The sequence below is a fragment of the Fibrobacter sp. UWT3 genome, assembly GCF_900230125.1.
Classification (GTDB): domain Bacteria; phylum Fibrobacterota; class Fibrobacteria; order Fibrobacterales; family Fibrobacteraceae; genus Fibrobacter.
Genome location: NZ_OCSS01000001.1, coordinates 382,653 through 407,186, shown reverse-complemented (window position 1 = coordinate 407,186; position 24,534 = coordinate 382,653). Strand labels below are relative to the sequence as shown.

At 56.3% G+C, this 24,534-nt stretch carries 17 protein-coding genes and 1 tRNA gene; 10 read left to right on the top strand and 8 right to left on the bottom strand.

Features of this window, described 5'->3' with window-relative positions; all coding sequences use genetic code 11:
- Positions 1 to 20: 20 nt before the first annotated feature.
- Positions 21 to 2,147: a pectinesterase family protein gene (locus CRO08_RS01580; protein ID WP_097034788.1), complete on the top strand. Its 2,127-nt coding sequence runs from the start codon at positions 21 to 23 to the stop codon at positions 2,145 to 2,147.
- 238 nt (positions 2,148 to 2,385) lie between these two features.
- On the opposite strand, the gene CRO08_RS01575 is transcribed toward CRO08_RS01580, so the two are convergent.
- Complete coding sequence (locus CRO08_RS01575; protein ID WP_097034787.1) at positions 2,386 to 3,354, bottom strand: A24 family peptidase; 969 nt, start codon at positions 3,352 to 3,354, stop codon at positions 2,386 to 2,388.
- Positions 3,355 to 3,494: 140 nt separating this feature from the next.
- On the opposite strand from CRO08_RS01575, the gene CRO08_RS01570 reads away from it, so the two are divergent.
- The 4 genes from CRO08_RS01570 to CRO08_RS01555 all read left to right on the top strand — a co-directional run bounded on the left by CRO08_RS01570 (position 3,495) and on the right by CRO08_RS01555 (position 9,905).
- Positions 3,495 to 8,765, top strand: coding sequence for a hypothetical protein (locus CRO08_RS01570; RefSeq protein WP_141398193.1), 5,271 nt, complete (start codon positions 3,495 to 3,497; stop codon positions 8,763 to 8,765).
- Positions 8,766 to 8,790: 25 nt separating this feature from the next.
- The gene (locus CRO08_RS01565; protein WP_097034785.1) at positions 8,791 to 9,237 is read left to right on the top strand and encodes a hypothetical protein; all 447 of its coding nucleotides are present in this window, start codon (positions 8,791 to 8,793) and stop codon (positions 9,235 to 9,237) included.
- A gap of 7 nt (positions 9,238 to 9,244) precedes the next feature.
- Positions 9,245 to 9,760 (top strand): hypothetical protein, encoded by a 516-nt coding sequence (locus CRO08_RS01560; RefSeq protein WP_141398192.1) that lies wholly within the window; start codon positions 9,245 to 9,247, stop codon positions 9,758 to 9,760.
- Positions 9,761 to 9,831: 71 nt separating this feature from the next.
- Positions 9,832 to 9,905, top strand: a tRNA-Val gene (locus tag CRO08_RS01555).
- A 181-nt stretch (positions 9,906 to 10,086) separates the two neighbouring features.
- Here CRO08_RS01555 and CRO08_RS01550 read toward each other — a convergent pair.
- From CRO08_RS01550 to CRO08_RS01530, 5 genes are all read right to left on the bottom strand, one after another.
- Entirely contained in the window at positions 10,087 to 10,386 is a 300-nt protein-coding gene (locus tag CRO08_RS01550) for an HU family DNA-binding protein (RefSeq protein WP_072813260.1), read from the bottom strand.
- 111 nt (positions 10,387 to 10,497) lie between these two features.
- A complete protein-coding gene (locus CRO08_RS01545; protein WP_097035685.1) occupies positions 10,498 to 11,625 on the bottom strand; it encodes an AI-2E family transporter in 1,128 nt (375 codons plus the stop codon).
- Positions 11,618 to 12,382 carry a hypothetical protein gene (locus tag CRO08_RS01540; protein WP_141398191.1) on the bottom strand — a complete coding sequence of 255 codons (765 nt, stop codon included), beginning with the start codon at positions 12,380 to 12,382 and terminating at the stop codon, positions 11,618 to 11,620. Before CRO08_RS01540 ends, CRO08_RS01545 begins: the two co-directional genes overlap by 8 nt.
- Entirely contained in the window at positions 12,366 to 13,097 is a 732-nt protein-coding gene (locus CRO08_RS01535) for a hypothetical protein (RefSeq protein ID WP_097034782.1), read from the bottom strand. The genes CRO08_RS01540 and CRO08_RS01535 overlap by 17 nt, the downstream gene beginning before the upstream one ends.
- Before the next feature lies 1 nt (position 13,098).
- On the bottom strand, positions 13,099 to 13,599 hold the full coding sequence (locus tag CRO08_RS01530; protein WP_097034781.1) for a hypothetical protein: 501 nt from the start codon (positions 13,597 to 13,599) through the stop codon (positions 13,099 to 13,101).
- A 60-nt stretch (positions 13,600 to 13,659) separates the two neighbouring features.
- On the opposite strand from CRO08_RS01530, the gene CRO08_RS01525 reads away from it, so the two are divergent.
- The 5 genes from CRO08_RS01525 (at position 13,660) to CRO08_RS16610 (ending at position 21,548) form a co-directional block, all read left to right on the top strand.
- Entirely contained in the window at positions 13,660 to 15,633 is a 1,974-nt protein-coding gene (locus CRO08_RS01525) for a 4-alpha-glucanotransferase (protein ID WP_097034780.1), read from the top strand.
- A 13-nt stretch (positions 15,634 to 15,646) separates the two neighbouring features.
- Positions 15,647 to 16,906, top strand: a complete 1,260-nt coding sequence (locus tag CRO08_RS01520; protein ID WP_097034779.1) for a glycoside hydrolase family 13 protein — start codon at positions 15,647 to 15,649, stop codon at positions 16,904 to 16,906.
- A gap of 101 nt (positions 16,907 to 17,007) precedes the next feature.
- Positions 17,008 to 19,650: a protein translocase subunit SecD gene (gene secD, locus CRO08_RS01515; RefSeq protein ID WP_097034778.1), complete on the top strand. Its 2,643-nt coding sequence runs from the start codon at positions 17,008 to 17,010 to the stop codon at positions 19,648 to 19,650.
- Between the two features lie 79 nt (positions 19,651 to 19,729).
- On the top strand, positions 19,730 to 20,662 hold the full coding sequence (locus tag CRO08_RS01510; RefSeq protein ID WP_097034777.1) for a magnesium transporter CorA family protein: 933 nt from the start codon (positions 19,730 to 19,732) through the stop codon (positions 20,660 to 20,662).
- 385 nt (positions 20,663 to 21,047) lie between these two features.
- Positions 21,048 to 21,548, top strand: a complete 501-nt coding sequence (locus CRO08_RS16610) for a hypothetical protein (protein WP_141398190.1) — start codon at positions 21,048 to 21,050, stop codon at positions 21,546 to 21,548.
- Here CRO08_RS16610 and CRO08_RS01500 read toward each other — a convergent pair.
- On the bottom strand, positions 21,545 to 22,561 hold the full coding sequence (locus CRO08_RS01500; RefSeq protein WP_255252200.1) for a polyprenyl synthetase family protein: 1,017 nt from the start codon (positions 22,559 to 22,561) through the stop codon (positions 21,545 to 21,547). The genes CRO08_RS16610 and CRO08_RS01500 overlap by 4 nt on opposite strands.
- Complete coding sequence (gene gyrB / locus CRO08_RS01495) at positions 22,554 to 24,494, bottom strand: DNA topoisomerase (ATP-hydrolyzing) subunit B (RefSeq protein WP_072813271.1); 1,941 nt, start codon at positions 24,492 to 24,494, stop codon at positions 22,554 to 22,556. Before gyrB ends, CRO08_RS01500 begins: the two co-directional genes overlap by 8 nt.
- Positions 24,495 to 24,534: the final 40 nt, after the last annotated feature.

Below are 24,534 nucleotides of genomic sequence, written 5' to 3'. Positions count from 1 at the left end.
GACGACAAGGGAAAAGAAATATGCAGAACAACTGGACATCCAAATTTCTTTTAGCGACGCTCGCTTTCACGGTGAGCGCATCCGCGGTCGAAAAAAAGAAAATCGATTTCGTCGTCGGCGTGGACGGTGACTTCAAGGCGGCCATGAATGCGGCCAAGTCCGCAGGCGCAAGCGAATCGAGCCACTACGTCATATTCTTCCCCGATGGCGAATACAACATCGGGAGCCTTACCGGCGACAGTAACCAGATGACGACCTTCACGGCATCTAACACTTCGCTCGTGGGCCAGAGCGCCGACAAGACGGTGCTCTACAACAAGTCCATCAACGAGGGCATCAGCGTTACGGCGACGCTCAAGGTAAGCGCGAACGGCGTCTACATGCAAGACATCACGCTCTACAACAAGGCAAATTACGGCAACGAGAACAATTGCGGTAGCGCCTGCAGGCACGATGCCTTGATGACTGTGGGCGACAAACTTGTCTACAAGAACGTAAAGCTTCTAAGCACCCAGGACACCTACTACACCAAGTTGAACGGAGGCAAGGGCCGTAGCTACTGGGAAGGCGGGCAAATCGAAGGCACGGTAGACTTTATCTGCGGTGACGGCGACGTGTTCTTTGAAGGCACAAACCTGGTGATGCGCCGTAGCGGCGGCTACATTACCGCTTCGCAGAACAATACCGAATGGGGTTACGTATTCAACAATGCGACAATTACCGTAACGAACAACAGTTTCAACGGGACATTCTATCTCGGGCGTTCGTGGGGAACCGCAAGGACAGTATTCCTGAACACCAGGATGATCGCGCAACCCACCGCCGAGGGCTGGCAGAAGAACATGAATTCGGCCCCCAAGGTCTTTGGCGAATACAACAGCAAGGACGGCAACGGGAACCCCGTCAACACGAGCAAGCGCCGCACCTACTTTGACGGCAGCAAGGACGGTTCCACTGCAACGCTCAAGACGGTCTGGGACGCAAACGACGCCGCAAAATACACGCTCCAGAACGTGCTCAAGGGTAACGACAGCTGGGACCCGACCAAGTTGACCGCACAGGCGGGCACTCCGAAAATCGCACAGGAAGGTGCCGAAATTACCTGGGCCGACGACAACAACGCACGCGCCTGGGTAATCTTCGTAAACGGCAAGTACAAGGCGAACGTGATTACGCCGAGCTTCTCGCTCGAAGGCGTCGCGGTGGGCTCAAAGATTACGGTGCGTGCGGCCAACAGCATGGGCGGTCTCGGCGCATACTCCAACGAAGTCACGACCATTGACGCGAACGCCACCTACTACAAGGTGACTCTTGGCGAAGCCATCGGCGGCATGGTCAGCACAAACCTCAGTGGCGACAAGGTCATGGAAGGCAAGACGGCGACATTCACCGCCACTCCCAACTCCGGCTGGAAATTCGCCGGCTGGAGCGGCAAGAGCGCCGCGGGTATCGACGCGAGCAAGGCGATGGTCGAAATCGCCGCGGCAGGTGATATCGAACTCGCCCCCTCGTTCGCCGGCGATGGCTCGGGCAAGTTCCAGGCCGAAGAAGGCGCCATCGAGAACGGCATCAACGAGAGCAGCAACGCAGGTTTCGCAGGTGCGGGCTACGTGAACTTCAACGCAGGGACATCGAGCGTGCAGGTGCCCGTGTATGCCGATGTGGAAGGCGAATACAAGCTCACCCTGACGTACGCGAACGGGAGCAAGAGCACGCGCAGTCTTTCCATCAAGGGTGAAGCCGGCGAAACGCAAGAAGTTGCATTCGAGGCGACGGAAAGCTGGACCACCTACGTGACGAAGGAAGTCTCCATCACGCTACCGCAGGGCGCGAGCACCATCACGTTCGCAACAGTGGGCGGGAACGATGGCCCGAACCTCGACCAGCTGGAACTGACCGCAGTGAAAGTGACACAGCCCGAGCCCCCCGACTCTACGACTGCAATCGGCGGGCTCGCCAGCGGCCTCGCGGATCCCCATCTGGAATACTCGCCCGCAACCCGCGTGCAGGTTTTCAGTGCGACCGGCAAGCTGGTACGTGAAAGCGTAGGCCGCGCAACAAGCATGGCTGGCCTCCCCTGCGGGATATACATCCTGAGGGTGCACGACGGCTCCCGCAATACGCAAAAAACGGTCCGCGTGAAGTAATATTCCCGAAATTGGGGATTAAATGGTCAAAAAATCTTCATTCAATCCCCAATTTTCAGAACAAACTAAACGATTTTCATAGAAGAAAGCAAAAAATGGCTTTTTCGGGGCGTGTTTCCTCACGATAACACCCTTTTTTCCGCCCCTACTAGGCAAAATCCAACATACAAACTAACAAAATGGGGATTAAACGCACCCCAAAAGGGTCTTTTAATCCCCAAAATCCCGTGAAATCGCCTTATTCCCCGAAAACGAGCGCTACATACAAGTTAAATAACTGCTCGCCCCACAGGTACATGAGCGGCGCGGCCACCGCAAGGAACGGCCCGAAGGGAATCTGGCCCGAGGTCTCGGCGGCATCCTGACCAGCGGCATCTTGGCCAGCGGCATCCTGACCAGCAGCATCCTGACCAGCGACATCCTGGCCAGCGGCATCCTGGCCAGCGGCATCCTGACCAGCGGCATTGCGACGAGCGGCAATCTTGCCATAGGGCACCATCACGACGATTCCGAGAATCGCGGCGACAATCAGCGTCTCAACCGCGCCCGTCACGCCCATCAAGGCACCATAACCCGCAAGGAGCTTCACGTCGCCGAACCCCATGGCATCCTTCTTCAGGAGCTTTGTCGCAGTCCAGCCCACCAGGTAGAGCCCGCCACCCGCAACAACCGCCCCGAGCAGGCTCTGGAACGGAGTGACACCGCCGGGAATAATCGAAATCAGGAGGCCAGCAACAATCCCGCCCACCGAGATTGAATCGGGAATCAGCTTGTACTTGCAGTCCACCGCGCAAACCGGGTAGGCCCCGAGCAGCAACCAGAACATCGCGAGCGCCGACGCCCACACCGCGGGCTCAGTGACCGGCGCCGTGAAAAATGCGGCCGATACGGGCACGCCGCCCACCACCGCGACAGCCGCAAACAGCGCGACTGCCCCCAGCAAACCGCATAGCGCCTCCCCAATCGGGTAAATCACGCTGATGGGTTGCTTGCAGCAGGCGCTCTTCCCGCGGAGCCATAGCCACCCCACGATAGGAAGGTTGTAACGGATAGGGATATGCTTCTTGCACAGCGGGCAGTGGCTCGGCGGGTTTATGAGCGAAATCCCGCGAGGCATGCGGTAAACAATCACGTTGTAGAAACTCCCGACGCACGCGCCGAGGGCAAAAAACACCAAAAGCCAGTACCAGAGGGGGATTTCCTGCATAAAAAACCTCAAAAACAGTACATACTAGAATATATAAACAAAGTCGGGTGTTTGTTTTTCCGAATTAAAAAGATAAATTTAAAAATGCAGGACGCTCCCCCGAGCGCCCCGTTATTTCGTGTTTAAAAAAGGAATCCTATATGCGTTTGAGAATTTCTTGTCTGATTCTTGCCCTAGCAGCATGCATCGCCGTCCTCTACGGCTGTTCAAGAGAATCCTCCATCGTGGAAAATCCCCGCCTCAGAAACAATCATTCCATAGTATTCGCTTTCGACAAGCCCTTCGATAACGCCGAGGCTTTCGCGGATTCCATCAGGCACGCAGACATGCCCGCCGATTCCATCGCCGATACCATTACCGTCACCGTGAACGATTCCGTCTACTTCATGGGATTCCTGCCGCTCTATGCCGAAAAGATCTACCGATTCGAATGGATTTTTGGCGATTCCGTCATCACAAGCGAAAACACCCGCGTGCAAAGCTGGTCCTACGACAGCGCGGGCGTGTACTTCCCCATCTTCCGTGCCGTAGACGGTAACAACGCCATCGATACCGCCGGCATCCACCGCCGGCCGCTCTACATCCGCGTCATCGACACGCCTCCCCTGCTCGACGTCCCGCGCGATACCGTAAGGGCACGCCACAAGAAGCCCGCCACATTCACCGTACGCGCCATCGACACCTGCGGCACCATCGAGAAATTCAAGGTAGACCTCGACGCGAAGGGCAAGGACACCGCGAAGGTCTGGAAGGCCGAAAAGATTGAAGGCACGGACAGCCTCACGATTACCATTCCCTATGTCGAAGGCGACGTGGATTCCCTCGGGAACCAGACCATCTTTGTAATCGCCATCGACGACGACGGCAACGAGACCCTCGACACCGTGTACCTGCACTTCAACCAGCCCCCCACCATCGAGATGCTGCAGCCGGTCGACAACGCCTCACTCAGCAACAAGAAGCGCCAGGCGCTCTACTACCGCGCCGAAGACAAGGACAATCCGGGTTCGCTGCGCTACTTCATCCGCATGGCAAAGAGCCCCGACGGCCGCAACCCGCCCATCTTCACCGACCCCGAAGAAAGCCTCATCGCCGCAAACATCGTCGAGAAGAGTTTCGAGATTATCGAAATTACGCCGGATTCCCTCGTTCGCAACAAGGTCAACCTCGCGGGCATCATCTACTGGGATGTGTGGGTGACCGACGGCTACGACACCGTGTACGCAAAGCACGTCAAGGACGGCGACAAGGAACGCCCCTGGAAGTTCTACCTGGGCGAGACCAGCGGCAACGCGAACCTCGAGGATATCGACGGCAACATCTGGGGCTACGCCAAGTACCAGGGATGGACCGGACGCCACTCCACCATCCGCATCACTGCCGAAGACACCCTCGGTAACAAGTTCTACACGCACACGAACGAGAGGGGCGTGTACGACATCAACCTTAAGCCGGGCATATACAACGTCCTTGCGACCGACACCTCGGGCTACCGCTTCGCCGACACGCTGCTCAAAAAGCGCCAGGTGTTCCCCGACGACACGGTATTCCTCGACACCTTGGTCCTCCGCGACACATCAAAACCCATCATCACATTCGACCCGATAGACACGCTGAATGTCCGCGACTTCCAGTTCGCCTTCAAGCTTTACGACTTCGGTTCGCAGGTGGCTAGCGCAACGGCATGGCTCGACGGCAAAGAGGTCGAACCCTCGTACTTCACCACCAACAGCTGGAGCAGGAACCACACCGGGCTCCTTGACGGGAACCACGCATTCAAGCTGGTCGTGAAAGACAGCGCGGGCCTCGTTTCCGATACCGCAAGAATGAACTTCCGTGTAGACGCATCGCTGATTACGCTTTCCATCGACGGCAAGACATCGAAGATGGTGAATTCCACCCAGGCAATCACGTTCACCGCAAAGGTCGAGAACGCCATCCCGATGCCGGATTCCCTGAACTGGATGAGCAACATCGAAAATGGCCCGACCTTCCGCAGCGAGGTGAACCCGACCGATAGCACCGCAACACTCGTGATAGACCTGTCGATGATGCCCTCAGGCTTCGAGCAGGGAACATTCTACGAGATGGTCGCGAAGACAGACGACAACATCCAGACAAACAAGGTCCGTTTCGGATTCTTCGACGACGGCCCGATTGTCTACTTCGAATCGCCGACGAACGATACGTCCGTTTCCATCAACGACTCGATCAGTTACACCCTATTCGCATTCGGCAACAACACCGACGCCAGCAACCTAACATATACCCTAACTTGGGTATGCAACGAAGGGACGCCCTGCCCGACAGACAACTCGACGGAAGGCAAAATTTCCTGGAGCACTACGGGCCAGAAAAAACTGATTGTCGAAATAACCAACGCCGATTCCGAACACAAGAAAGACACGCTCCTCGTGAACGTAATCCCCGACCCGCCCACCATCCGCGTAAAGCAGGAAAGTAACGACGACCGCCATAAGATCAATTCCTACGCAGACGTTACCGTAAGCGCAAGCGACAAGTACGGCACCATCACAAAGATTGACTGGGGCTGCACCAACGGCACCATGTTCACCTTCGACGAGGAAAAGCAAATCGACCCGCCCGCAAAGAGCATCACCGACGTCCCGGTACAGCTCCTCATGTCGGGCACGGCGACAAACAACTTCCGCTGCATAGTCCGCGTGACCGACGATGACGGCGAAACCGCAAGCGACACGCTTACCTTCAGGGTGCTTCAGGACCTGCCGTTCATCTCGATAAACCAGAAGAACAAGACGCTCACCATCAAGGACCAGACGCAAATCAGTTTCGTTGCGGTCGATACCCTCGGGCAGCTTGTAGGCTACGAGCTCGCCTGTGACAGCGTCAAGAGCAACCTGAAGAACAACTGGACCGATATCTCGGCGAGCGCGCCTACCGTCACCATGCCGCCCGAAGCCTGCACGTGGTACTGTGCCATCCAGGTAACCGATGACGACGGCAACAAGGCCCGCGATACGGCGACATTCACCGTGCTGCAGGACCCGCCGACAGTCCAGGTGCTCGGGAACTACACCGTCACCATCAAGGATACCATCAGGCTCGACGCCATCGCGAACGACCGCTACGGCGAAATCGCGCTATACGAATGGGGCTGCGGTTCTGCCGGGGCAAGCAGCATCGGGTTCACCTACTCGAGCCCGAACTCTCCCAGTTTCTCTGCAGTAATGCCCGCAACGGCGCAGGATAACTACCGCTGCATTATCCGCGTGACCGACGATGACGGCAACACCGCCCGCGATACCACGCTTATCAACATCATCCAGGCGCCGCCCACGGTCATTGTCGCGAACGAGTCGGCAATCGTGCGCGAAGGCTACAACATCGTGCTGAACGCGACCGCCTACGACTACCCCGACTATCCGGGCGAAATCGTGAAGCGCGAATGGAGCTGCGGCGCACCCGCCGAAATCGCGAACCGCTGGAAAACCGTCTCGCAGTTCGATACCGTCTGGAAGGCACCCGCCGCCGTAGCCACGTTCTACTGCATCGCCCGTGCGACCGACAACGACGGCAACACCGCGATGGACACCATGAACATCAACTTCTCCACCGAACTGCCCATCATCAACGTGAAGGACGAAGAAATCTTCATTACCGCGGGTGAACAGTTCGAGCTCAACGCATCCGTCAACAACGTGTGGCAGGGAATCAGCTGGTTCACCTGGGAATGCTTCGACAAGGCTACCAAGAAGACTCTCGAGTCGAAGGTCACCAAGTACGACTACTACGCGAACGGTTCGAGTTTCTACGACTACCGCGAAGGCAACTTCACGATAGACGGCAAGGACATATACTGCGTGGTCACCGCCGAAGAATCGAGCACCAAGGCTGAATTCAGCGACACGACCTTCATCAACATCATCAAGGTATCGCCCGTGGGCGTGATTACCGCGGCCGATACCGTTTACCTGTGGAGCGGTGACGAATCGTTCGACAAGGGCGAGCCCTACTACTTCTACACCTCCGAATGGGGCGGACAGAACTCCACGCTCGGGACCATCGGCAACGCAAGCATGCAGGATTTCTGGTGGAATTTCAGTAACGTAGACGGCAACTACTACCAGGGTAACAGCGACGGTTCTCTCGACACCAGCACGCTCGAGTTCAACTCCGCGTTTATCCGCAGCACCCGCGAGAACTCCATGACCATCTGCCTCGACTACCGAGACAGTTCCGCGGAATACGTGACGCAGGCGTTCTACGCAAGGCACCGCGCCGAAGAAGTCTGCCGCAAGGTATACTTCCGCAAGGCATGGCGCAACCTCGCCACCAGCGACACCGTGCTCGAGACAACCAAGATGACGACGCCACCGGTTCTCGAAACCATAGGGAACAAGCCCGTCATCGCCTACCTCAAGAACAGCACGACCGTCGTGACCAAATACCTGGATGGTTCTACCTGGAATGCGCTCAGCACAAGCGGGATTACCGCAGCCGATTCCATTTCCGCAATCAAGATGGCAAGCGATGGTTCCAACCTCTACCTCGCCGTACTCACCAGCGCAGGCAAACTCAACGTGTACAAGTCCGCCAGCGGCACGTCCGCATGGGCCAGCGTTGGTAGCACAGTTACCGAAGATGCGGCGAGCGTGAGCCTTGTATGCAAGCCCGGTGTAACGGACCGTCCGGTCGTAAGCTACATCCTGAAGAACAAGCAACCCAAATTCGGCCACTGGAACGGGACCACATGGACCGAGGTGAGCATCCCGACCAGGAACTCCATCAAGGTCCGCGAACTGCAAGCGGCCTTCACGGAAAACGGGGCGCTTACAGCAATCTATGTCGACACCACCTCCAGTTACAAGGCTTACTACGTGATGTTCGGCAGTGACTACAGCGTGAAGAAAAAGGATTCCGAAATTTCGAGCAACGTAAATGGCGTGAACCTCGCCGTTTCGGGCAACACGCTCTACATGGGATTCCTGAACCGCGATACCGAGAAGTACGGCCCGTACGTGTACAAGGGCAGCGCGAGCACCAATTCCATTGACTGGAACAAGTCGGGTGTATATGGGGCATCCATCCACGAAGGCCTGCTCGCCTACCACATCAGCATCACCACCTTCGACGGCAAGCTCTATGCCATCGTCGACGACAAGGGCAAGCCCTCGCTCGCGCAGAGCCACGTGTTCAAGCTCGAAGGGAACACCTGGAAACTCATGGGCGAAAACGAGCTCCCGTACTTCAAGGCCGTGTTCTACAACAACAATAACTACTACCTGAGAGGCTTTGTCCCGAGTATCGCAGTCGCAGGCAACGGAGGCGTGTACATCTCGATGCTCGCCTGGGAAAATGCGGGCGGCAGCGGTAAGAACTTCGGGCCCATCGTCATGAAGTACGTGGCAGATTCCTGGACGGTTCACTAGAAACATTTAAATATCGGAGATTTTAATGAATATCGAAATTGCAGCGATTTGTGATGCGGCCACCGCGAACGGCATTGGCGGAAGGCTCAATATACTGGGCGCATTCGACAGGGTGTTCCCCGCAAAGTTCCCCTTCGTGATTCCGCAGTGCGCGGCGGCCTTCCGCATCCGCTACCTGCGTTCCGAAACGGGCACGCACAAATTGGCGCTTTCCATCGAAGATGTTTGCGGGCACCCCATCGTGCCGGTAATGGAATCGAACATTCCCTTCGAGCCGGTCGCCACCGGGCTCGATACCGCGGCAATCAACCTGGTGCTCAACATGCAGCGCCTGCAGATTACCCGCCCCGACAAGTACATCGTGCGGCTCATCGTCGACGACGAGGAACTCATATTCCTGCCGCTCTACATTCTCGAGGACCCGCGCGCAAAGCAGGCCAACCCGCCCGCCGATGGCGAGGTGAGGAACTAGGCAGGCGATGCACCCGCAAATCCGTTCACGGCTAGCGGCATTTTCCCTGATGGCGGGGGCGTTCACGCTCCTTGCCTGCAGCGGTATAAACGACAGCTGGGAGGTGAAGGGCGGAGGCTACATTAAGTACAAAGTAAATGACGGCGAGAGCCACACCATCGAGCTCGGTCCGGACGATGTGGAAATACCCTTTATCCGAAACAGCCACCATTACCTGTACGTAAAGACGCAACTCGAGGAAAGCGGTCGCGGGGACCAGATTGCCTTCATGGTGAACAACCCCAAGTTGGGCAACAACGCTCCCGTGCAGGAATATTCGTGGTTTAGCATGGAATTTTCCGAGCAGGGCCGCATTTTCGCCGAAAACAGCACCGTGCACATTGACCAGAAGGACGATTCCACCTGGACCGCCGACCTGGAACTCTACACAGCGGACTGCCGGAACGGTCACTGCATCGACACGCTCCCCAAGTTGAAAATCACCGGCCGATTCCGCTACTGGATACCCGAAGAATACCGCTAGACCCCCGAAAAAGGGGTAAAATCGCCCCTTGACAAAACGGGTACAAGTTTCTACTATTGGGCTACCTTAATGGTCGATTAGCTCAGTTGGTTAGAGCGCCACCTTGACATGGTGGAGGTCACAGATTCGAGTTCTGTATCGACCACTGCAAAAGGCCCTGCAATGCAGGGTCTTTTTTTGTGATGAGGTTAAAGATCTGCGCGGATTATTTGCGTGGGCACCTGCGGTACGTTTACGACTAGGGAGAGCTTCGCACTCCCTAATCTCAAAAAAAAAGAAACCGCTCGGAGAGCGGTCCCTTGAATTGCTTTTAAGGCAAACTAAGATTACTTCTTAGCCTTGCTCTTGGCAGCGTCAGCCTTGAGAGCAGCACCGGCCTTGAAGCCGACGGTCTTGGAGGCCTTGATCTTGATGGTGGCGCCAGTCTGCGGGTTGCGGCCGGTACGGGCAGCGCGAGCCTTGACAGCGAAAGTGCCGAAGCCGATCAGCTGGACGTTGCCGTCCTTCTTGATGCCAGCGGCGATGCCGTCGAGCACAGCGTCGAGAGCGCGAGCAGCAGCAGCCTTGGATTCAATACCAGCTTCCTTGTTGGCGAGGATGGCGTCGATGAGTTCTTGTTTGTTCATTTTTTAACTCCTTGAGTTGTTGAGATTAATTGTATGGTGATATTATACCTTTTTTTTAAGCATGTGGAATACTTTTTTTAAAAAAAGTGTCTTTTTCTGAACCCTTTAAAATCAAGCCTCGGGCGGTGGTCCGACCTCCGTAGACTCTACTTCGGCAGCGTGTTCGTGGAACCTCTTGAGGTACACCAGGCATATGCAGGTGAAGGGTATGGCAACAAGTAAACCTAAGAAGCCCAACAACTTACCCCATATAGAAAGCGACAGGAGAATGCCCACCGGAGGCAGGTCCATGGAGCCTCCGACAATGCGCGGCACAAGGAAAAAATCCTCGATAACCTGCACCACCAGGTAGATGGAGCCGATGATGAGCGCGACTTCCCAGAACGGCAGTCCGGTGTTGAGAGCGTGGACGACCGCCAGTAGTAGTGCGAGCGGGATGGTCGTGAGCTGCATGTACGGTATCATGTTGAGCGCTCCGGAGAAAAGCCCGAACGCGACCCCCATAGGCAGTCCCATCACGCCAAAGCCAATGGCGTAAAGGATTCCGACGATAAGTGCAACCAGCGCCTGAGCTCGGAAGTAGTTACCCATGAATTTGTCTGTATCCATTGCAAATAAACTAGCCTTACGGCGAAAACGCACCGGGAACGCATTCAGGATGCCGTTACGAATCTTGTGCATGTCGAGCATGATGAATACGAGATACATGAAGATAATCGCAACACTCGAGAACCACACGGCAACCGTACCCGTGTACGAGAGCACGCCCCACGCGCCGGGCAACACCTTCGAGGCGATATTCTGCACTTCGCTCCAGAAATCCATGTGCTGCATGGCGGCCGCTAGTTTGTCCCAAGAAACCATCTCGCGGACCGTTTCCCACAGGTTGGCGGGCAGGAACTCGTTCAGTCGTGAAGACCATTCGGAGTCGGTGAACATCCTTGCAATCAACACGCCTAGTGTCTGGACTTCGTGCACGATTTGTGGAATAAACAACTTGCCTACGCCGAAAAGTATCAGAGCAAACGCAAGCAGCACGATAATAACGGCAATCACGCGCTTTTTTACCAGCGTCTGCAGCTTGTTCACAATCGGGTCGACAATGTAGGCGATAAGGAACGCGGCAAAGAACGGGAACAGCACTCCGCGCAGGTAGTACACGAACGCAAGCGAAATCCCGAGACCGACCGTCCACAATATAAACCGCATAACGCGATCGAGCGTCCAGTGCTTAGACATCTTTCCTCCCATTTTTCGCGGGGCGTCCAATCACCCCGAAAAATTTCAGTTCAAGAACCACGAATACGGCAACCATCAGGGCAAGCACAATAAACATGGCACGTTCAAAATTCCGGTCGATTCCCCACGCACGAACCGACTTCACCTCGATTTCGTCGGGAATCCCGCGCATTACCCCGTCGCCGTTCACCACCTCGAGCGAAAGCGCGCGGTGCAGGTACGTGCGGCCATCATCCTCTTCCATGCCCATGGCCGAAATCCACCACACGGCGGTCCTGAACTTGTTTATTGCAAAGCGCTCGCTGGTAAATGAACGCGAAGCCGGGACGCTCATGACCACGGGGCGCAAGGTTTCGCGGAAGCCTTCCTTGGTATATACCGGGTCGTCCGTCAGGATACGCACCGTAACGGAACGCATATACTTTGTAGCGAACACGACTTCCATGGAATCGAACCGCGAAAAGTCGAAATGGCCTACGGGACGGCTGTTCACCGAATTGAGGTTGAACCCGACACCCACCGCCGGGTACGCGACACCCGAGCGCACGTTAATGTTTACGCCGAGCAGCGAATCGCCCGCGACCACATCGCAGGTGGAGGTGCCGCCGAAGGCGGAGTCGTCGAGCGGATAGAGCGGATACGCTCCATAGGGGAAGAACGTGCACCCCATCTGTCGGAATGCGCCGAAAGCCCACGCCCACACTCCGAGCGCTACCAGAAAAACCACAAGTAAGACAACCTTACTTCTTAGATTCATCGTTCCCCGTCTTGTGGCGAAGTCCCACGGCAGCAATAGTCAGCAAGATAAACGAGACAAGCACTATGCCGAAGTACAGGTTGCTTATCCCCCAGAAAGAAACTTCATACAACTTGAGGGTAAATTTTTTCCCGCGGGGGTGATTCCAGCCCGGCACAATCTCGACGCGCGCGACCGTTTCCTGGTGGCGCTTGTTGTATTCCTTCGACACCTGGGCGGTCTCGTACCAGAAATCGGGCGTATAGAACTCTTCCATCGGGACGGCCACGCGCTGCCTGCCCTCCTTCACGGGGACTTCCTTCAGCAAAAGCTTGAACGTCGCGGGCTTCCCGATGTCGGTCACGTCCGGGTCGAACGTCCACACCTTCACGATGACTTCGCTTATGCCCCGGGCCTCCACGTCCACGAAAACAGTGTCCACGAAGGTCCAGTTCCGGTAATTCTCTTCGCCCTGCGAGTCAAGGTTCCACAGGAGCCCGCACCACGCGAACTTCACGGAGTCGGCCCCGAGCATGCACGAGAATTCGGCTTCACCGCCATTCACACTGAGGCTCGCTTCCGACGCCCCTCCATCGGAGCGGTCGTCATAACCATCGAGCGTTACGCCCTCGGGCACGGGCAACAGGTCTTCCTTGAACGAACGATCAGGGAGCAATGCGTAGGCGACAAGTATCGCAATAGCGATAAGCGCAAGAAGCGCGTATGTCTTTTTCATCTTATTCGAATATCTTCTTCAGGTGGAGGTTGTACTGTATCTCGTCCAAGGGGTCGACCTCGGGCATTTTTTCTCCAAACCACTTGTTTACCAGCGCATCGATTGCACGGATAAAGAAGAAATGATGCTTCCCGCTGCTCGGTTTCTGGAACGGCGAATCCAGCGTACGCTTCAGAATCGCAAGCATCTGCGAGGGCGGCAGGTGGAACATCTTGCAACAGGTCGTCACCTTGCCGGGAATCCCGTAGTCGGGAATATTGCCGTCCACAAGAGGCTCGCCGTGGTCTATGCAGCAGGCCCCAGCCATGTCGGGATCGGGCGCGTTTTTTGCCTTGAGGGCATTATACCACATCTCGCGGGAACGGTCGGGAATGTCGCCACGCAGCGCCATCGTCTGGTCGCACGGGAAAAACGTCGAGAAGCACTTGGGGCAAATGCGCAGGTCCAGATGGCCTATCTTCGACGCCACCACCTCTGTTTTGCAAAACGGACAATTACTCATGTAAGGGAATATAGCAAATATGTAGCATAACCGCCCGCAACTAATATTTATATTTATCGCATGCGTTACGGTGACATTTCTACATTCCAGAGTGGCGTTGCCATCCCCCTGTTTAGCCTTCGCAGCAAGTCCGGGGTCGGCATCGGCGAATATCTTGACCTTATCCCGTTTGCCAAGTGGTGCAAACTGTGCGATTTCAACATTATCCAGCTTTTGCCGGTAAACGATACCGGAGCGGAGGCTAGCCCCTACAGCGCACGCAGCGCGTTCGCCCTGAACCCCGTGTTCATCAACATACAGGCGGTGAGCGGCTCCAGCGAGTTCGAAGACGAAATCGAGCAGGCGAAAGACGAATTCGACAACCAGGAACGGATAGACTACTACAAGATTTCTACCTGGAAGCGCAACATCCTCAAGAAGATTTTCAACAACCGCTACGACCAGCTGAAAAAGGACAAGGAACTCCAGAAGTGGATTGACGCGAACGCCTGGGCAAAGGGCTACTGCGCGTATGCCATGCTCAAGGCGCAGAACAACGAATCGAGCTGGAAGGACTGGAAAAAATACCAGAACCCGACCTCCGAAGACATCGAGAAACTCTGGAGCAAGAACCAGAAGGAAATGCTCTACCAGGCATGGATGCAGTTTATCGCCGAAATGCAGTTTACCGCCGCGGTAAACGAAATCTCGAAGCTCGGCATCCACATCAAGGGCGACATTCCTATCCTCATCAACGAGGACAGCGCCGACGTGTGGGCCAACCGCAACTACTTCTCGCTCGACGACCGCGCGGGCGCACCCCCCGACATGTTCAGCTACAGCGGGCAGAACTGGGGATTCCCCACCTACCGCTGGGACGTGCTCGAGAAGGACGGATTCCGCTGGTGGAAAGACCGCCTCGCGCAGGCAAGCAAGTTCTACCACGCCTACCGCATTGACCACGTGCTCGGATTCTTCCGCATCTGGTCGATTCCGCAGCGCGAAGTCACCGGAATTCTCGGGCGTTTCAACCCGTGCATCCCGCTTACCTGGGATCTGCTCCACAGCGCGGGCTTCAGCCGCGAGACCCTCGAGTACCTGCGCCGCCCGAACTACTCCGTAGACCAGCTGCGCGAATTCCTGGGCGACGAGACCGAGAACATCATCTCCGTCTACTTCGAGAGCCTCCCGAACGAGGCGACCCGCTTCGTGTTCAAGCCGGAATTCTACAACGAGCGCGCGATTACCAGCCTCGACGAACCGCAGAACGTGAAGGACGCCCTCCTGAAGGTCTACTGGAACCGCATATTTATCCCGGCGGGCGACGAGAATACGTTCTACCCGTTCTGGTACTGGTACAACCAGCCCGTGCTCGCCACGCTCCCGCAGAACGAGCAGGAAACCCTCAAGCGGCTCATACACGAGAACGAAGCCGCGCAGGAAGGCCTGTGGGAACAGAACGCCACCAAGCTGCTCTCCGTACTCGCAAACGAGACCGACATGCTCGTATGCGCCGAAGACCTCGGTGCCGTACCGCACTGCGTTCCGGTGGTGCTCAAGAAACTCAACATCCTTTCGCTGCGTATTGAACGCTGGGCCCGCAACTGGGATGCACCGTACAGCCCGTACTACGACATGGCGGAATACCCGCGCCTCTCCGTGTGCACCACGAGCTGCCACGATACCTCGAGCCTGCGCGGGCTCTGGACGGAGCCCGATTTTGACCGCGACCTCTACTGGTCGCACGCGCAGCTTTCCGGCACCGCGCCCGAGACCCTCACCCCGCCGGTGGTCCGCGACATCCTCGCGCACGTGTTCTCCTCGAACAGCCTGTTCTGCATTTTGCCCGTACAGGACTACTTCGCGCTTTCCTCGACACTTTCCGAAGTGCCCGCCGAAGAGGAACGCGTGAACATCCCGGGTACCGTCGGCGGCAAGAACTGGACGTACAGGATTCCCGTAACCGTCGAGGAACTCGAGTCGAACAACTCGCTCAATTCCGAAATCCGCAAGCTGGTCGACACCCGCAGGCGCCGCCCCATGTGGAAGATCTAATCCCGCGCCGCCCATGAACGCTCCTGCCTGGGTCAAAGACGCTATCTTCTATCAGATTTTCCCTGATAGGTTCTGTCGTAGCCCCAAATACAGTGCCGTAGGCAAGTTCGTGCAATGGGAAAGCAAGCCCACACGCACGAACATGTTCGGCGGGAACCTTGCGGGCATTACCGACAAACTAAAGTACATCGCAGATCTCGGCGCGACGGCGATTTACCTGTGCCCGATTTTCAAGAGCAATTCGAACCACCGCTACCATACGGTGGACTACTTCGAGATAGACCCGGTCCTCGGCACGCTCAAGGATTTCGACAACCTTGTAAAGAAGGCGCACGCCCTCGGGCTCCGCGTCATCCTAGACGGAGTGTTCAACCATTGCTCCCGCGGGTTCTTCCAGTTCAACAGCCTCATGGAACTCGGGGAAGATTCCCCCTACGTCGACTGGTTCCACGTGCACAGCTGGCCCATACACGCCTACTCGGGCAAGCCGAATTACGAATGCTGGTGGAACTACCCCGCCCTCCCGAAATTCAATACGGACTGCGCGGACGTGCGCGAATACCTGTTCAGCGTCGCCGAATACTGGGCAAAGCGCGGCATAGACGGCTGGCGGCTCGACGTGCCGAACGAAATCGACGACGATAGTTTTTGGCAGGAATTCCGTAGGCGCGTGAAGGCGATAAACCCCGAAGCCTACATCGTGGGCGAAATCTGGGACAATCCCGAGCGCTGGCTCAAAGGCGACCAGTTCGACGGCGTCATGAACTACCCGTTCCGCAAGGCGGTAATGCAGTACCTCTTCGACGAGAATCCCATTTCCACAGGGGAATTCTGCGAGAAGGTGCGCAGCGCGTTCCCCGAGAACCGCTTCGGCACCCCGATGAACCTGCTCGGGAGCCACGACACCACCCGCATCGCATCGCAACCCCGCACGAGCCCCGAACGCATAAGGCTCGCGCTCGCCCTGCTGTTCTTTATGCCCGGAGCCCCCTGCATCTACTACGGCGACGAAATCGGCATGGAAGGCGGCAAGGACCCCGACTGCAGGCGAACATTCCCGTGGGACCAGCTGAAGGCCCGCAAGGCGCTGCCCATCTACAAGTTTATCCGCGAACTCACCCGCATGCGCCACGAAAACCCCGTACTCCGCGACGGGAAGGTGGAAATCGAGAGCGACGGGGCGGGTTTTAGCGTCACGCGCACCCTCGGCAAAAAGAAGATGGCGCTAGCCGTCTCATTCGCGGGCGCCGAACCGGCTTTTGAAATCCAGTAAAAAAGCCCAAACCTGGCACCAAACCGCCAACTGCCAACCACAAAAATTCTATCTTTGACCCGCAACTAAATGCGTATTAATGCCTTATTAAGGGATTACAGATGAACAAACATAAATTCGGCATGCGAGAATTCTTTATTCTCCTCGTCATTGCACTCTCGGCCTACACGGTTTGGCCCTCTATTCAGGTTCACTCCAAGAAGGGTGACGAAAAGAAGGCCTTCCTCAAGGAAAATCCGAAACTTTCTTCCAGGTCCATCAATTTCGGCCTCGACCTCGCCGGCGGTACGAGCATTACGCTCCAGATCGACAAGTCCGGTCTCAAGGAAGACGACGATATCCAGGACATCCAGAAGCAGTCCCTCGAAATCATTCGTAACCGCGTTGACCAGTACGGCCTTTCCGAACCGCAGATTTCGCCCTCCGGCGACGACCGCATCCTGGTCGAACTTGCCGGCGTAGACGATTCTACCGCAAAGGCCCTCGTGGGTTCCACCGCAAAGCTTGAATTCAAGATTCTCGCCGAGGCGGAAAAGTTCAACACGGTAACGACGCTCCTGAACCAGTATCTGACCCGCCAGACCACCGACGTGGCCAGCGATTCTACGGTTGCCGACTCCGCCGCCGCGGATTCTACGGTCGCCAAGGTCGATTCTGCCAAGGATACCGCCAAGGCCCTCTCCGACGAAGAACTGCTCGGCGGTTCCGTCCAGACGGCAAAGGCTGAAGATTCCACCGTTTCTGACTCCGCCGCCGAAACCGTACCGGCATCCGAGGTCGGCAAGGCTTTCAGCGATTACTACCTCCAGTTCGGCAACGGCGGGTTCATCGCCGAAGAGAACATCGAGAAGGTCAAGAAGATCCTCGAGCTCGAAGGCGTCAAGAAACTCATCCCGCGTGACGTCGCCTTTGCCTTCGGTAGCGGCCTCGAAAAGATTAACCGCGATTCCCCGGTCAAGGCCAAGCGCCTCTACCTCCTCAAGCGCCGTGCAGAAATGGGTGGCGACGACATCGTAGACGCCCGCCCGGAACGTGTTGCTGACGGTGTGAGCGCCGGTGAAGTGGCAGTGAAACTCCGCTTCGGCGGCATCGGCCCCAAGAAGTTCTCCGCCGTTACGGCCGCGAACATCAACAAGCAGATGGCTATCGTCCTCGACAACCAGGTCATTAGCGCCCCGGTCATCAAGGACCGCATCCCGAACGGCGACGCCCAGATTACCGGCCTCGACGACATGGCCGAAGCCAACCGCCTCGCCGTCGTGCTCCGCGCGGGCGCCCTCAAGGCCCCGATGAAGATTATCGAAAGCCGCAGCGTGGGTGCCACCCTCGGTGAAGAGAACATCTCCCAGGGCTTCGGTTCCGGCGCCATCGGTCTCATCATCTGCTTGCTCTTCATGGTGGCCTACTACCGCCTCGGTGGTTTCATCGCGAGCCTCGGTATGATTATCAACACGCTCGTGACCGCCGCCGTGATGTCGCTCTTCAACGCGACCCTCACGCTCCCCGGTATCGCAGGCTTCATCCTCGTCGTGGGTATGTCTCTCGACGCGAACGTGATTATCTACGAACGCATCCGTGAAGAACTCAAGAACGGCCTTACCGCCCGCGCTGCCGTGGCGAAGGGTTACGAACGTGCATTTACCGCGATTCTCGACTCCAACCTCACCACCGTGCTTACCGGCCTTATCCTCTACAAGATTGGTACCGGCTCCGTGAAGGGTTTCGGTCTTACGCTTACCATCGGTATCCTCACCTCGCTCTTCTGCGCCATCACCGTGACCCGTGCAGTGCTCGACTGGAAGCTCGCCAAGCGCGACGCCACCACGCTCTCCATCGGTAACGGCATCAAGGCCATCAACGAGGCGAACCTCCAGATTATCCCGAACCGTCGCAAGTTCGGCATGATTTCTGCAATCCTGATTGTCGCAAGTATCGCATGCATCGCCATCAAGGGGTTCGACTTCAGCATCGACTTCACCGGCGGCCAGGTCTACACCATCCAGTACCAGGACGACGCCAAGCACGAGACCGACCTGAACAAGGCCCTCTCCGCGGCAGGCATCTCCGGCACGAAGGTCCGCTCGCTGGGCGGTACTTCCGCGAACTCCTACCAGGTGAGCCTCCGTACCGACGACGCTAACTTCGAAGCCACCATGCAGAAGGCCTTCGACAACGCCGGCCAGAAGTGCAAAATCGTCGCCAAGGACACCGTGGGTCCGACCATCGGTGCTGAGCTCCGCTTCAATGCTATCTTGTCCGTAATCCTCGCCTGGCTCGGAATCCTGCTCTACGTGTGGTTCCGTTTCGGCAAGTTCGGTCTTGGCTTCGGCGTGGCCGCAGTGCTCGGCCTCGTGCACGATACCATCATCACGCTCGGCTTCATCTCGGCATTCAGCCTCTCCTTCGACGGCGCCCTCATCGCATCGCTCCTGACAATGATTGGTTACTCCGTGAACGACACCATCGTGAACTTCGACCGTATCCGTGAAAACACGAGCGTCTACGGTTCCGCGAACTTCGGCGAAACCATCAACCGCTCCATGAACCAGTGCTTCAGCCGTACCATGGTGACCTCCCTCACGACCTTGTTCGTGTGCGTGATCCTCGCCGTGATGGGCGGTTCCTCCATCCGCGACTTCGGCCTCGTGCAGTGCTTCGGTATCCTCATCGGTACCTACTCCTCCGTGTGCATCTGCTCTCCGATCGTTCTGTGGTGGTCCAACCGCTTCAAGAAGGGCGTGTAATCAAATTAAAATGTTGAGAAAAGCCCCGGCCCTGCCGGGGCTTTTCTATATTTACCCGCGTTCGATCAAAGGGGGCGGTATGCTCAAGTATTTCAAAATCGAATCGGGCCGCATTGTTGGCGCCCCGAACGAAGATGCGGCTGACATCGTCATCATGGGCTCCCTCAGCCAGGAACAGCGCAGCGTCCTGGTCAAGGAATACGAGATAACCGAGCATACCATCGCCTCCGCATTCGACTCCGACGAGCTTTCCCGTATCGAGTACGACGACGACTTCACGACCATCGTGTTCAAGAAGCCGAAGAACTATTCCGCCGAGGACAATTTCCAGTTCCGCGTGGAATCCTTCGGCATATTCATCTTCAAGGACTGGGTGTTGCTCCTGACCGACAGCGACATCCCCGTGATGGACGAACGCCGCTTCTCGAAAATCGACAGCCTCAACACCTTCGTGCTCCGCGTACTGAGTTTCGCGATATCTCACTTTAACGAACACTTGCGCATTATCAACCGCATCAACGACGACTTGGAACTGCGCCTCAACACCTCGATGGAAAACAAGTACCTGCTCAGCATGTTCAGCCTGAACAAGGGCTTGATTTACTACGTGAGCGCACTCAACAGCAACGACACGCTCCTGAAGAAACTCCAGATGGGCCGCAGCCTCAACTGGACCGAGGCCGAACGCGAACTGCTTGAAGATATCCAGATTGAGAACGGACAGAGCCTGCAACAGGCAAACATCTACGCAAACATCTTGACATCCATGATGGATGCGCGCGCAAGCGTCATCAACAACAACGTGAACCAGCTGATGAAGAACTTGACCATCGTGACGATCTCGATATCGCTCCCGACGTTCTTCGCTAGTTTGTTCGGAATGAACGTAAAGTTGCCCTTCGGCATGAACGGCGACGCGCTCACCGGCTCGGGCATAGCCTTCTGGGGCATCATCGCCGTCTGTATCCTTTCTGTGATTGTGTTCCTCGCCTTCTGGATGCGCAGGAAATGACACGCAGTGTCATCCTGAGCGAGCGCAGCGAGTCGAAGGATCCTGTTTAGTTCCCCGCAGTCGCACTGCAGCGTACTCCCTCGTCATACCGCAGTCGCGTAGCGACAAGAGTATCCATAGACACGCTTGCTGGGCTACGCCCAGCTTCGGTGTGACGTTCTTTGGCACGACATAAGTGAAATCTAGTTCCCGCGGTCGCTCATGCTTGCAATTTTTCATCAACCCAAGTTTCGGTTGCAAATTCTACTTTGCAAAAGTACCTATGAAGACAGTTTATATTATCTTTACATAGTCTATAACATAAGCGGAGATATAAGATGGTAAAGATTCTATTTTACCGAGTTAGGCGAATCCCTAAAAAGAGAAAACATACAAGGAATCTCCTATGAAAAGAATTGTATTACTTCTCTCTAGCCTTTTCCTTATATGGGCGTGTTCCTCTAAGGACGACGAGAACATCACTAATCCAGAAAATACTTCAACGCAGAAGGAATCATCTGTTACTATTGATTCCAATCTTGATATTTTGGATACATCCTTTATTGAACTGCTATCCGTCGATTCATGCATCGGCCACATGGATTACAAAAAGCCCAATCTAGGCATTGATACATTCTACGCAAAAAAATATAATGAAAACGCTTATTCAATCCGTGTTTTGACCAACCAAATGTGCCCACCGGCAGAGCCACCTGATTACGTAGAATACTCCTACAAAGGAGATACCCTAGTAGTACTCGCTAAAAAAAAGAATCCATCCTTTGACGTGGCTTGCACTTGTATGTTTTGGATTGACCTTTTGGTAAAAGGCGAAATAAACTTCAATTATATTGAAGCAAACGCCCTTGTTTATATAGTAAAGAAAGAATCCGACGAGGAGAACTAATTCCCGCGGTCGCTCATGCTTGCAAACATGGCGACAATTTCGTCGGTAAAGTTGTTCTTCGGGAACTTGTCCGCAATCTGCAGCGCCTGCTCCAGGTGTTCCTGGGCTTCGGCCTTCGCCTTCTCGAAACTCTTCTTCGCGTTCAGGCGTGCAATTATCTCGCCCGCGACATCGTCTGTCGCGACACGCTTGATAAGCGATTCCATCTCGGAACGTTCTTCCGCACTGCAGTCCTCGAAGTAGTACAGCAGCGGGAGCGTTATGAGCCCGTTGGAAAGGTCGGTGAACTTCGCCTTGTCCAGGTTCTTCGAGCCGAACCCGTAATCGAGCAGGTCGTCGATAATCTGGAACGCAAGCCCGAAGTGTGCGCCCATCCTGGCACAGTCATCCACAAGTGGCTTGTCGAAACCCGCCATGATGCCACCAATGCGTGCGGCAGCCTCGATGAGCGCGGCAGTCTTGCGGTCAATAATCTCGTTGTACATCCCACGCGAAAGCGTCATCTCGCCGCAGTGGTCGAGTTCCATGATCTCGCCTACGATAAGCTTGTCGGCAGCATCGGAGATGATTACCAGGATGTTCCTCGCCTCTTCGTCAATCACGCAGCGCATGGACTGCGAAAGCACGTAGTCGCCCACCAGCACCGCAACCTGCGTACCCCATTCCTTGTGGGCGGTAATCTGCCCGCGGCGGAGTTCCGTCCCGTCGATGATGTCGTCGTGCACGAGGCTTGCAAGGTGCAGGAGTTCCACGCTCGCGCAGGCATGGGCCACGCGGGCCTTGTCGGGCGCATTTGCCCCGCAGTTCGCGATAAGGCACAGGAGCGTCGAGCGTATGCGCTTGCCCTTGCGGCCAAACAGCGAAACCAGCCTGTCAGATATACCCGCGGGGGCGTTCTCGGCCACCTGCATAATCACCTGTTCGGTCATGGCGAGCTGGTCCTTCACCAGTTCGCGGGCCTGGCCCAGCACTACCTGAAAATCGGCTTTCGACGGGCTCATCTCGCTAGACATCCAGGTCGTTCAACACCTTGTAGGCGTTGCTTTCGATGAACTTGCGGCGCGGTTCCACGTCTTCGCCCATGAGCATGCTGAAAATCTGGTCGGCGAGCACGGCATCTTCCACGTAGCACTGCTTGAGGAAGCGGCTCTTCGGGTCCATGGTCGTGTCGTTCAGCTGCTCGGCAGACATTTCGCCAAGGCCCTTGAATCGCGTGATGGTCACGTTCTTCTTGTCCTCGACTTCGGCCATCGCCTTGTCCTTCTCGTTCTCGTCGAACAGGTAGCGGTCCTTCGTGCCCACCTTCAGCTTGAACAGCGGGGGCATTGCAAGGAATATGTGGCCTGCATCGATAAGCGGGCGCATGTAGCGGAAGAAGAACGTGAGGAGGAGCGTCTGGATGTGAGAGCCGTCCACATCGGCATCGGTCATGATGATAATCTTGTCGTAGCGGAGCTTTTCAATCTTGAACTCCGTACCGATACCCGTACCGATGGCGTTCACCAGGTTCTGGATTTCCTCGGTATCGAGCACGCGGTGGAGGCTTGCCTTTTCCACGTTCAGAATCTTACCGCGCAGCGGGAGAATAGCCTGGAATTCGCGGTTGCGTCCGCTCTTCGCGGAACCGCCTGCAGAGTCACCCTCGACAATAAACAGTTCGCATTCCTTCGGGTCGCGGCTACTGCAGTCCGCGAGCTTGCCGGGAAGGCCGCCGCTTTCAAGAACGTTCTTGCGGCGTGCGAGATTGCGTGCACGGTGCGCCGCCTCGCGGGCGAGAGCCGCGTTGTACACCTTGTCAAGAATCACCTTGATGGCGGCCGGGTTTTCCTGGAAGAATTCCTCGAGCTTTGCGCCAAAGGCACTGTTCACGTAGCTTGCGATTTCGGAGTTGCCAAGCTTGCGCTTGGTCTGGCCTTCGAACTGCGGCTGCGAAACCTTGATGGCGATAACCGCAGTAAGGCCTTCGCGAATGTCGTCGCTCGTAATCTGCGCATCCTTCTTGCCCTTGGGCATCTCCGCCGCAAACTTGTTGATGACGCGCGTAAGTGCCGTCTTGAAGCCCGTAACGTGCGTACCGCCGTCGTAGGTGTTCACGTTGTTCACGAAGCTGAAGAAGTTTTCCTGGTAGCCGTCGTTGTACCACATGGCGACTTCGAGCGGGTACTGGCCATCAGGGAGCACCAGGTGGATGGGCTCGTTAAAGAGCGGAGTGCGGTGTTCGTCCACGTAGCGCACGAACTCGGAAACGCCACCCGGGTAGCAGAACGTCTCGGAGCGTTGGTTCTCGGAGTCGCGCTCGTCGGTAAGCGTGAGCCTGAGCCCGCTCATGAGGAACGCAAGTTCGCGGAAGCGCGTAGCCAGCGTGTCGTACACGTAGACGGTCTCGGTAAAAATCGTATCGTCGGGGTAGAACTCGACGCTCGTGCCGGTCGTGCCGTCGCTCTCGCCGATATCCACCTGCGGGCCGCAGGGAATGCCCTTCGAGAATTCCTGGCGCACCACGCGGCCGTTGCGACGCACCGTCACGATAAGCTTGTTCGAAAGCGCGTTCACGCAGCTCACGCCCACGCCGTGCAGACCGGCAGAAACCTTGTACGAATTGCTGTCGAACTTGCCGCCCGCATGGAGCTTGGTCATCACCACCTCGATGGTGCCCACGTGTTCCTTCGGGTGAATGTCGGTCGGGATGCCGCGCCCGTTATCGGTCACGCGGATGCCGTTGCCCGGCAAAATGGAAATTTCAATGTGGTTGCAGAATCCGGCCAGAGCCTCGTCCACGGAGTTGTCGACGACTTCCCATACCAGATGGTGAAGCCCGCGGATGTCGGTCGAGCCGATGTACATGGCGGGGCGGACACGTACCGCCTCCAAGCCCTCAAGAACGGTAATGCTCGAACCGCTGTAATCTTCCTCGGCCTTCTTCAATTCTTCAGATTCTTCTGCCATATTTCCTCTAAAAACATTTCACAGGAGCGAGCCTCGGGAG

Bases quoted from the DNA above. Each gene is read 5' to 3' on its own strand.
- CRO08_RS01530 (WP_097034781.1), bottom strand. From the start codon at position 13,599: ATGAGTAATTGTCCGTTTTGCAAAACAGAGGTGGTGGCGTCGAAGATA.
- CRO08_RS01525 (WP_097034780.1), top strand. From the start codon at position 13,660: ATGCGTTACGGTGACATTTCTACATTCCAGAGTGGCGTTGCCATCCCC.
- CRO08_RS01570 (WP_141398193.1), top strand. From the start codon at position 3,495: ATGCGTTTGAGAATTTCTTGTCTGATTCTTGCCCTAGCAGCATGCATC.
- CRO08_RS01580 (WP_097034788.1), top strand. From the start codon at position 21: ATGCAGAACAACTGGACATCCAAATTTCTTTTAGCGACGCTCGCTTTC.
- CRO08_RS01540 (WP_141398191.1), bottom strand. From the start codon at position 12,382: ATGAATCTAAGAAGTAAGGTTGTCTTACTTGTGGTTTTTCTGGTAGCG.
- CRO08_RS01535 (WP_097034782.1), bottom strand. From the start codon at position 13,097: ATGAAAAAGACATACGCGCTTCTTGCGCTTATCGCTATTGCGATACTT.
- CRO08_RS01500 (WP_255252200.1), bottom strand. From the start codon at position 22,561: ATGTCTAGCGAGATGAGCCCGTCGAAAGCCGATTTTCAGGTAGTGCTG.
- CRO08_RS16610 (WP_141398190.1), top strand. From the start codon at position 21,048: ATGAAAAGAATTGTATTACTTCTCTCTAGCCTTTTCCTTATATGGGCG.
- CRO08_RS01545 (WP_097035685.1), bottom strand. From the start codon at position 11,625: ATGTCTAAGCACTGGACGCTCGATCGCGTTATGCGGTTTATATTGTGG.
- gyrB (WP_072813271.1), bottom strand. From the start codon at position 24,494: ATGGCAGAAGAATCTGAAGAATTGAAGAAGGCCGAGGAAGATTACAGC.
- secD (WP_097034778.1), top strand. From the start codon at position 17,008: ATGAACAAACATAAATTCGGCATGCGAGAATTCTTTATTCTCCTCGTC.
- CRO08_RS01565 (WP_097034785.1), top strand. From the start codon at position 8,791: ATGAATATCGAAATTGCAGCGATTTGTGATGCGGCCACCGCGAACGGC.
- CRO08_RS01510 (WP_097034777.1), top strand. From the start codon at position 19,730: ATGCTCAAGTATTTCAAAATCGAATCGGGCCGCATTGTTGGCGCCCCG.
- CRO08_RS01575 (WP_097034787.1), bottom strand. From the start codon at position 3,354: ATGCAGGAAATCCCCCTCTGGTACTGGCTTTTGGTGTTTTTTGCCCTC.
- CRO08_RS01520 (WP_097034779.1), top strand. From the start codon at position 15,647: ATGAACGCTCCTGCCTGGGTCAAAGACGCTATCTTCTATCAGATTTTC.
- CRO08_RS01560 (WP_141398192.1), top strand. From the start codon at position 9,245: ATGCACCCGCAAATCCGTTCACGGCTAGCGGCATTTTCCCTGATGGCG.
- CRO08_RS01550 (WP_072813260.1), bottom strand. From the start codon at position 10,386: ATGAACAAACAAGAACTCATCGACGCCATCCTCGCCAACAAGGAAGCT.